Raw genomic sequence first — 7,508 nt, forward strand, 5'->3', positions numbered from 1 at the left:
GAGGCGCACTTCCCTGCACGGCCCACGAGTGCAACGCTTCGTGATCGAATGCTTCACGCCAAGTTGCCATGTCGACAATGTGCCGGTTCCCGAACTGGGTCACCCCGGCACCACGGGACACAGTAGATTCGATCTTGACGTCTTACGGCGGGGGACTCGTGCAGGACCGAGGGGAAACGTGTTGGAGCGACAGACCCGAAAGGTTGAGGGTACCGCGACCACCGAGGGGGGCTTAGCAGGATGAGCCACGACTCCACTGCCGCGCCGGAAGCCGCGGCCCGGAAACTCTCCGGGCGACGCCGCAAGGAGATCGTCGCGGTGCTGCTGTTCAGCGGCGGCCCCATCTTCGAGAGTTCCATACCACTGTCGGTGTTCGGGATCGACCGGCAGGACGCGGGGGTACCGCGCTACCGGCTACTGGTGTGCGCCGGCGAGGACGGCCCGCTGCGTACCACCGGAGGCCTCGAACTCACCGCGCCGCATGGCCTGGAAGCGATCTCGCGGGCGGGCACGGTCGTCGTGCCGGCCTGGCGCTCGATCACTTCCCCGCCACCGGAGGAAGCGCTCGACGCGCTGCGCAGAGCGCACGAGGAGGGGGCCCGCATCGTCGGCCTCTGCACCGGTGCCTTCGTGCTCGCGGCGGCCGGACTGCTGGACGGCCGCCCCGCGACCACCCACTGGATGTACGCGCCGACGCTGGCCAAGCGCTATCCGTCGGTGCACGTCGATCCCAGAGAACTGTTCGTCGACGACGGCGACGTGCTGACGTCGGCGGGCACGGCGGCCGGAATCGACCTGTGCCTGCACATCGTGCGGACGGACCACGGCAACGAGGCGGCGGGCGCGCTGGCCCGGCGACTGGTGGTCCCCCCACGCCGGAGCGGCGGCCAGGAGCGCTATCTCGACAGGTCTTTACCAGAGGAGATCGGCGCCGACCCGCTCGCCGAGGTCGTCGCCTGGGCGCTGGAACACCTCCACGAGCAGTTCGACGTGGAGACGCTCGCGGCACGGGCGTACATGAGCCGGCGCACCTTCGACCGCCGGTTCCGCTCGCTCACCGGGAGCGCTCCCCTGCAGTGGCTGATCACTCAGCGCGTGCTCCAGGCGCAGCGGCTGCTGGAGACGTCGGACTACTCGGTGGACGAGGTCGCCGGCCGCTGCGGCTTCCGCTCGCCGGTGGCGCTGCGCGGCCACTTCCGGCGCCAGCTCGGTTCGTCGCCGGCCGCCTACCGGGCCGCGTACCGCGCCCGCAGGCCGCAGGGCGAGAAGCCGGTGGACAGCGACGGGCCCGCGGGCCCGTCCGGTCCGCCGCAGTCGGGCCCGGTGGGACCGCCGCCCTCCCTCCACCCGGAGGGCCCGGTGCCGATCCAGTCCCGGCGTACGGCGGCCGCCGCGCTGTCGGGCGCCTCCTCCGGCGGTGGGGAGAACGGCCGGGAAGCGTACGTGCCGAGCCGGGCGAGCCTGCCCGGACAGCGCAGCGGCACCTGACGGTCTGACGGGGCGCCCTCGGGCGCCCCTCCCGGAACGCCTCTCGGGGACGCCTCGTCGAGCGTCGCCCGGGCCGGTCCACCCGGCCCTGGCGGCGCTCGCAGCGGGCTGGTGCGCGGGAGGTGGGCGCACGGCCGGACCCGGCGCGGGCAGGCGGGCCGTATGGTGAGGCACATGAACGATCGCATGGTGTGGATCGACTGCGAGATGACCGGCCTCTCGCTGTCCGACGACGCTCTCATCGAGGTGGCCGCCCTCGTCACCGACTCCGAGCTGAACGTGCTCGGCGAGGGGGTGGACATCGTCATCCGGCCGCCGGAACGGGCGCTGGAGACGATGCCGGAGGTGGTGCGGCAGATGCACACCGCGTCCGGTCTGCTCGACGAGCTGGCCGGTGGCACGACGCTCGCCGACGCCGAGGAGCAGGTGCTCGCCTACGTACGGGAGCACGTCAAGGAGCCGGGCAAGGCGCCGCTGTGCGGCAACTCGGTCGGCACCGACCGCGGCTTCCTGCTGCGGGACATGGCGACGCTGGAGGGCTATCTCCACTACCGGATCGTCGACGTCTCCTCGGTGAAGGAGCTGGCCCGGCGCTGGTATCCGCGGGCGTACTTCAACAGCCCCGACAAGAACGGCAACCACCGCGCCCTCGCCGACATCCGCGAATCCATCGCGGAGCTGCGCTACTACCGCGAGGCGGTCTTCGTTCCCCAGCCCGGCCCCGACTCGGAAACGGCGAGGACGATCGCCGCGAAACACGTACTGCCCGCTCGCCCGTAGCCGCCGGGGTCGCCGAAGGGGCCTCGCGAAAAGCCTGGCGCGAGCACCCCTCCGGACCCTGTACACTTTTTCTCGTCCGGTCGGAGGAACCTCCAAGTGAATCCCCGGTCATGGTGGGTGTAGCTCAGCTGGTAGAGCACCTGGTTGTGGTCCAGGATGCCGCGGGTTCGAGTCCCGTCACTCACCCCGAGAAATCAGCCGGTGCTCCTGGAAACAGGGTCACCGGCTGATTCGTTTTCACCCGCACCCCGCACCCCGCGCCCGCCCGCCCCGACTCCCGTTGTCCGCACGGGAGTCGGGCGCCTCGATCCGCCGGGGCGGTCAGGACGACGTACGGGTCACCAGTTCCGTCGCGAGGACCACCTGCGGGCGCTCCGGGCCCAGCGGGGCGGCCGGGTCGCGGTTCGCGATCTCCGTCAGGAGCAGGTCGATCATCGCGCGGCCCATCTCCTCGATGGGCTGGCGGACGCTGGTGAGCGGCGGGTCCATGTGGCGGGCTATGGCCGAGTCGTCGTAGCCGACCAGGGCCACGTCGTCGGGGATGCGCAGGCCCGCCTCGCGCAGCACCTGGCGGGCGCCGGCCGCCATCACGTCGGAGCCGGCGAAGACCGCGTCGACGTCCGGGCGGCGGGCCAGCAGTTCCGTCATCGCGCGGCGCCCGCCCTCCTCGGTGAAGTCGCCCGGCTGGACGAGGTGTTCGTCGAGTTCGTGCCCGGCGTCGAGGAGCGCCTCGCGGTAGCCGTCGACGCGGCGCTGGGCGCCGTACACGTCGAGGCGGCCGGTGATGTGGGCGATGCGGGTACGGCCCCGGGAGAGCAGGTGCTCCACCGCCGAGCGCGCGCCGCCGTAGTTGTCGGAGTCGACCGAGGTGAGGGTCTCGGCCGCGGAGCGCGGGCCGCTGATCACCGCCGGGATCTCCAGCTCCGCCAGCAGGTCGGGCAGCGGGTCGTCCGCGTGCACCGAGACGAGGAGGACGCCGTCCACCCGGTGCGCGGCCAGGTACTGGGCGAGGCGCTGCCGCTCCCGGTCGCTGCCCGCGAAGATCAGCAGCAACTGCATCTTCGTGTCCGACAACTGGGTCCCGACACCCTTGAGCATGTCCGAGAAGTACGGCTCCGCGAAGAAGCGGGTCTCCGGCTCGGGAACGACGAGGGCGATCGCGTCCGTGCGGTTGGCGGCCAGCGCCCGGGCCGCCGTGTTCGGGACGTAGTCCAGCTCCGCGACCGCGGCCTCCACGGCGGCGCGGGTCGCGTCGCTGACCCGGGGCGAGCCGTTGATCACCCGGGAGACCGTGCCGCGGCCGACTCCGGCACGGGCGGCGACCTCCTCCAGGGTCGGCCGCCGACCGCCCCGGTTCCGCCCACCGCTGACCGCCATGGTCGCCGCCTTCCGTTCGCCGCTTTCAGGCCAGGAATGTAACAGCCGGGGGCCGGCCGCCCCGCCTCCCGTCGCTCCTCGCGGACCGGGGCCTTCGCCCGCCGGGCCGCGGAGGGAGGGGTCGGCGCGGGCGGCCCGGTCTCACCCCTGCTCGCCGGTGGCCGGCAGCGCGTTGTCCCGGATCACGCCGGTGTACCAGTGGGCGCTCGCCTTGGGGATGCGGCGCTGGGTGGAGTAGTCGACGTAGACGGCGCCGAAGCGCTTCGAATAGCCGTAGGACCACTCGAAGTTGTCGAGCAGCGACCACAGGAAGTAGCCGCGCACGTCGGCCCCGTCGGCGATGGCCCGGCGGACGGCGTCGAGGTGGGAGTGGAGGTAGGAGATCCGCTGCGGGTCGTTCACCCGGCCCTCGGGCGAGACGTAGTCGTCGAACGCGGCGCCGTTCTCGGTCACCATCAGCGGCAGCGTCGGGTGCGAGGCGGCGAGGCCGGTCAGCAGGGTGTGCAGACCGCTGGGGTCGATGGCCCAGTTCATCGCGGTGAGCCGGTCGTTGGCGAGGTGGAAGTCGACGTCCTCCGAGCCGGTCCAGGGCGAGTGGTCGCTCGCGCCGTGGCCGTCGTTCTTGGTGATGCCGGTGCCGCTGCCGGCCGAAACGACGGTCGGGGCGTAGTAGTTGACGCCGAGCACGTCGATGGGGCGGGAGATCTCCGCCAGGTCGCCGTCGCGGACCAGCTCCGCCCAGTCGACGAGGTGGCCGGTGTCGGCGAGCAGGTCCGCCGGGTAGGCGCCGTCGAGGATCGGGCCGGTGAAGATCCGGTTGCCGACCGCGTCGATACGGCGGGCCGCCTCCGCGTCCCCGGCGCTGTCGGTGAGCGGGCGCACCTGGTGCAGGTTGAGGGTGATGGAGGTCTGCGCGGAGGCGGGCAGGACCGAGCGCAGCACCCCGATCGCCTTGCCGTGGCCGAGGTTGAGGTGGTGGGCGGCGCGCAGGGTGGCCGCCGCGTCGGTGCGGCCGGGCGCGTGCACGCCGGAGCCGTAGCCCAGGAAGGCGCTGCACCAGGGCTCGTTGAGGGTGGTCCACAGGCCGACGCGGTCCCCGAGGGCCCGGCCCATGATCTCGGCGTAGTCGGCGAAACGGTCCGCGGTGTCGCGCTGCGGCCAGCCGCCCGCGTCCTCCAGCTCCTGGGGCAGGTCCCAGTGGTAGAGGGTGGCGACGGGGGTGATGCCCGCCTCCAGGAGTTCGTCGGCGAGCCGGCGGTAGAAGTCCAGGCCCCGCTCGACGGCGGGCCCGCGGCCGGTGGGCTGGACCCGGGACCAGGAGACGGAGAACCGGTACGCCTTGAGGCCGAGGTCCTTCATCAGCGCCACGTCGTCGCGGTAGCGGTGGTAGTGGTCGGCGGCGATGTCACCGGTGTCGCCGTTGAGCACCTTGCCGGGCGTGTGGCTGAAGGTGTCCCAGATGGAGGGGGTCCGGCCGTCCTCCGCGGCGGCGCCCTCCACCTGGTAGGCGGCGGTGGCGGCACCCCAGACGAAGCCCGGGGGGAAGGAGGTGGCGGAGGCCGGCTGGGCCTTGGTCTCGGGTCGTACGGCGGTCATGGTGAGAACGCTCCCAAAGTGGCGTGTGGAGGAGCCGGGCGGTGATCCGGCGTTGAGGGGGGAAGCGGACGGGGCACGACGACGGGCGCCCGGCCGGGTACGGCCCGCGTCGGGGGCGGGCCGTACGGGACGGTCAACAGGGCTTGAGCGAAAGGGACTTGAGCCCCGCCGGCCGTTGCCCGGCGGCGGCGCCGTCAGCCCTTGACGGCGCCCGCCATGATGCCTCCGATGATCTGCTTGCCGAAGACCACGAAGACCAGGAGCAGCGGCAGGGTGCTGATCAGCGCGCCGGCCATGACGATGCTCTGGTCGGGGGTGTAGGAGGCGCTGAGCTGGCCGAGCGCCACCTGGATGGTGGGGTTGTCCTGGTTCAGGGCGAGGAAGGGCCAGAAGAAGTCGTTCCACGCCTGGACGAAGGTGAGCATCCCGAGCACCATCATCGCGGGCCGGGCCGCGGGCAGGACCACGTTCCAGACGATGCGGATGTTGGTCGCGCCGTCCACCTTGGCGGCCTCGATCAGCTCGTAGGGCAGGGCCTCCAGCAGGTACTGGCGCATGAAGAAGACACCGAAGGCGCCGACCAGGGTCGGGAAGATCACCGACTCCAGTTTTCCGCCCCAGCCGATGTCCGACATCATCATGAAGAGGGGTACGACGCTGAGTTGCGGCGGGATCGTCAGGGTGGCGATGACCGCGGTCATCAGGGCACCGCGCCCGCGGAAGCGCATCTTGGCGAAGGCGTAACCGGCGAGGGTGCAGAAGAAGAGCGTGGCCGCGGTGATACAGCCAGCCACGATCATGGTGTTGACGATCGCCTTCCCCAAGTGGGCCTGGTCCCAGGCCGATTGGAGGTTGCTCCAGAGCCGGCCGCCGGGCAGCAGTGGCGGCGGGCTGTCCAGGACGCGCTGCTGGTCGTGCGAGGCGGCCACCAGCGTCCAGTACAGCGGGAAGACCGAACCCAGGCCTACGACGGCCAGGACGAGGTACGTGAACGGGCCGCCCTTGAGCTGCTGACCCGCGCCGATCTTGAAACGGGGGCGGCCCTTGCCGGGGGTGACGGGGAGCGGCGCCGGGTCGAGATCCGGCGCGGTCGGGGTGGGACTGGTCGTGGTCATCGATATCGCTCCCGTCAGGCCGCGCTGCTGCGCACGAGCCGGCCGACGATCCAGTTGATCAGTGCGATGAGCAGCAGCAGGACGAGCATCGCCCAGGCGACGGCCGCGGCCGGGCCCAAGTGCCCAAGTTTCCAGCCGTAGTTGAAGAGGTAGATGCTGAGCGTCTCGTACTGGTGCTCGCTGCCTCCGATGGAGCCGAGCGTGCCGCCCTGGAGCAGCAGCGGCTCACCGAACAGCTGCATGGAGCCGATGGTCGAGATGACGATGGTGAACAGGATCGTCGGCCGCAGCGCGGGAATGGTCACCTTGCGGAACTGCTGCCAGCGCGACGCCCCATCGATCGAGGCGGCTTCGTAGAGGTCGGTCGGCACCGCCTGCATGGCGGCGAGGTAGATCAGGGTGTTGTAGCCGGTCCAGCGCCAGATCACGATGACCGAGATGGCGATCTTGGAGGTCCACTCCCCGTTGCCCCAGTCGGTGTTGCCGATCCCGACGAAGTGCAGCACCCAGTTGAGCAGGCCGCCGTCGGCCCGGAAGACCAGGGCGAAGACGAGGGCCGCGGTCGCCACCGAGGTGGCGTACGGGGTGAGGATCACCGTCCGCCAGAACGTGCTGGCGCGCAGCTTGTAGTTGAGCAGGTGGGCCAGGCCCAGGGCCATCAGCAGCTGCGGGACGGTCGAGATGACGCCGATCAGGAACGTGTTGGTGACGGCCGTCCAGAACTCGGAGTCCTGGAGGATCCGGGAGAAGTTGTCCCAGCCGACCCACTCCGACTGGCTCAGGCTCGTCATCTCCACCCGGTGCATGGCGATCCAGCCCGTGTACAGCATCGGGTAGAGGCCGAAGGCACCGAAGATGAGGAAGAAGGGGGCGATGTAGGCGTACGGCGACGCCTTGTCGTCGAGGCGCCACAGCCGGGTGCGCCACGCGCTGGGTTCGTTCGGCGTGGCGCCGGCGCCGCCGGGTGGCGGGGCGGGGGCACCCCGTGTGGGGGTCGTGGTTGCCACGGAGGGAGTCCTTCCCTGGAGCTCGGCCTGGTACGGGCGGGAGGCGGCCCCGGGGCCGGTGTCCGGTCCCGGGGCACGTCGTCGAAGTCAGGTCACCGGTCCCGGGGGACACGGTGTCGCGGCGTCCGGCGGAGGTCCGCCGGAC

Annotated in this window: 6 protein-coding genes and 1 tRNA gene; 3 read left to right on the top strand and 4 right to left on the bottom strand. The window is 71.4% G+C overall.

Annotated features, from left to right (window positions below):
* The first annotated feature begins 240 nt into the window (after positions 1-240).
* The 3 genes from ABZT12_RS06250 (at position 241) to ABZT12_RS06260 (ending at position 2,454) form a co-directional block, all read left to right on the top strand.
* Positions 241-1,488, top strand: coding sequence for a helix-turn-helix domain-containing protein (locus ABZT12_RS06250; protein WP_356378044.1), 1,248 nt, complete (start codon positions 241-243; stop codon positions 1,486-1,488).
* A gap of 174 nt (positions 1,489-1,662) precedes the next feature.
* Positions 1,663-2,268: an oligoribonuclease gene (gene orn, locus ABZT12_RS06255; RefSeq protein ID WP_356378046.1), complete on the top strand. Its 606-nt coding sequence runs from the start codon at positions 1,663-1,665 to the stop codon at positions 2,266-2,268.
* Between the two features lie 113 nt (positions 2,269-2,381).
* Positions 2,382-2,454: transfer RNA gene (locus ABZT12_RS06260), tRNA-His, on the top strand.
* Between the two features lie 135 nt (positions 2,455-2,589).
* Here ABZT12_RS06260 and ABZT12_RS06265 read toward each other — a convergent pair.
* The 4 genes from ABZT12_RS06265 to ABZT12_RS06280 form a co-directional block, all read right to left on the bottom strand.
* Complete coding sequence (locus ABZT12_RS06265) at positions 2,590-3,645, bottom strand: LacI family DNA-binding transcriptional regulator (RefSeq protein ID WP_356378049.1); 1,056 nt, start codon at positions 3,643-3,645, stop codon at positions 2,590-2,592.
* Between the two features lie 141 nt (positions 3,646-3,786).
* On the bottom strand, positions 3,787-5,241 hold the full coding sequence (locus ABZT12_RS06270) for a GH1 family beta-glucosidase (RefSeq protein WP_356378053.1): 1,455 nt from the start codon (positions 5,239-5,241) through the stop codon (positions 3,787-3,789).
* A 194-nt stretch (positions 5,242-5,435) separates the two neighbouring features.
* Positions 5,436-6,356 (bottom strand): carbohydrate ABC transporter permease, encoded by a 921-nt coding sequence (locus ABZT12_RS06275; protein ID WP_356378056.1) that lies wholly within the window; start codon positions 6,354-6,356, stop codon positions 5,436-5,438.
* A gap of 14 nt (positions 6,357-6,370) precedes the next feature.
* The gene (locus ABZT12_RS06280; RefSeq protein WP_356378059.1) at positions 6,371-7,363 is read right to left on the bottom strand and encodes a sugar ABC transporter permease; all 993 of its coding nucleotides are present in this window, start codon (positions 7,361-7,363) and stop codon (positions 6,371-6,373) included.
* Positions 7,364-7,508: the final 145 nt, after the last annotated feature.

The sequence above is a fragment of the Streptomyces sp. NPDC005423 genome, from assembly GCF_040606415.1.
GTDB lineage: Bacteria > Actinomycetota > Actinomycetes > Streptomycetales > Streptomycetaceae > Streptomyces.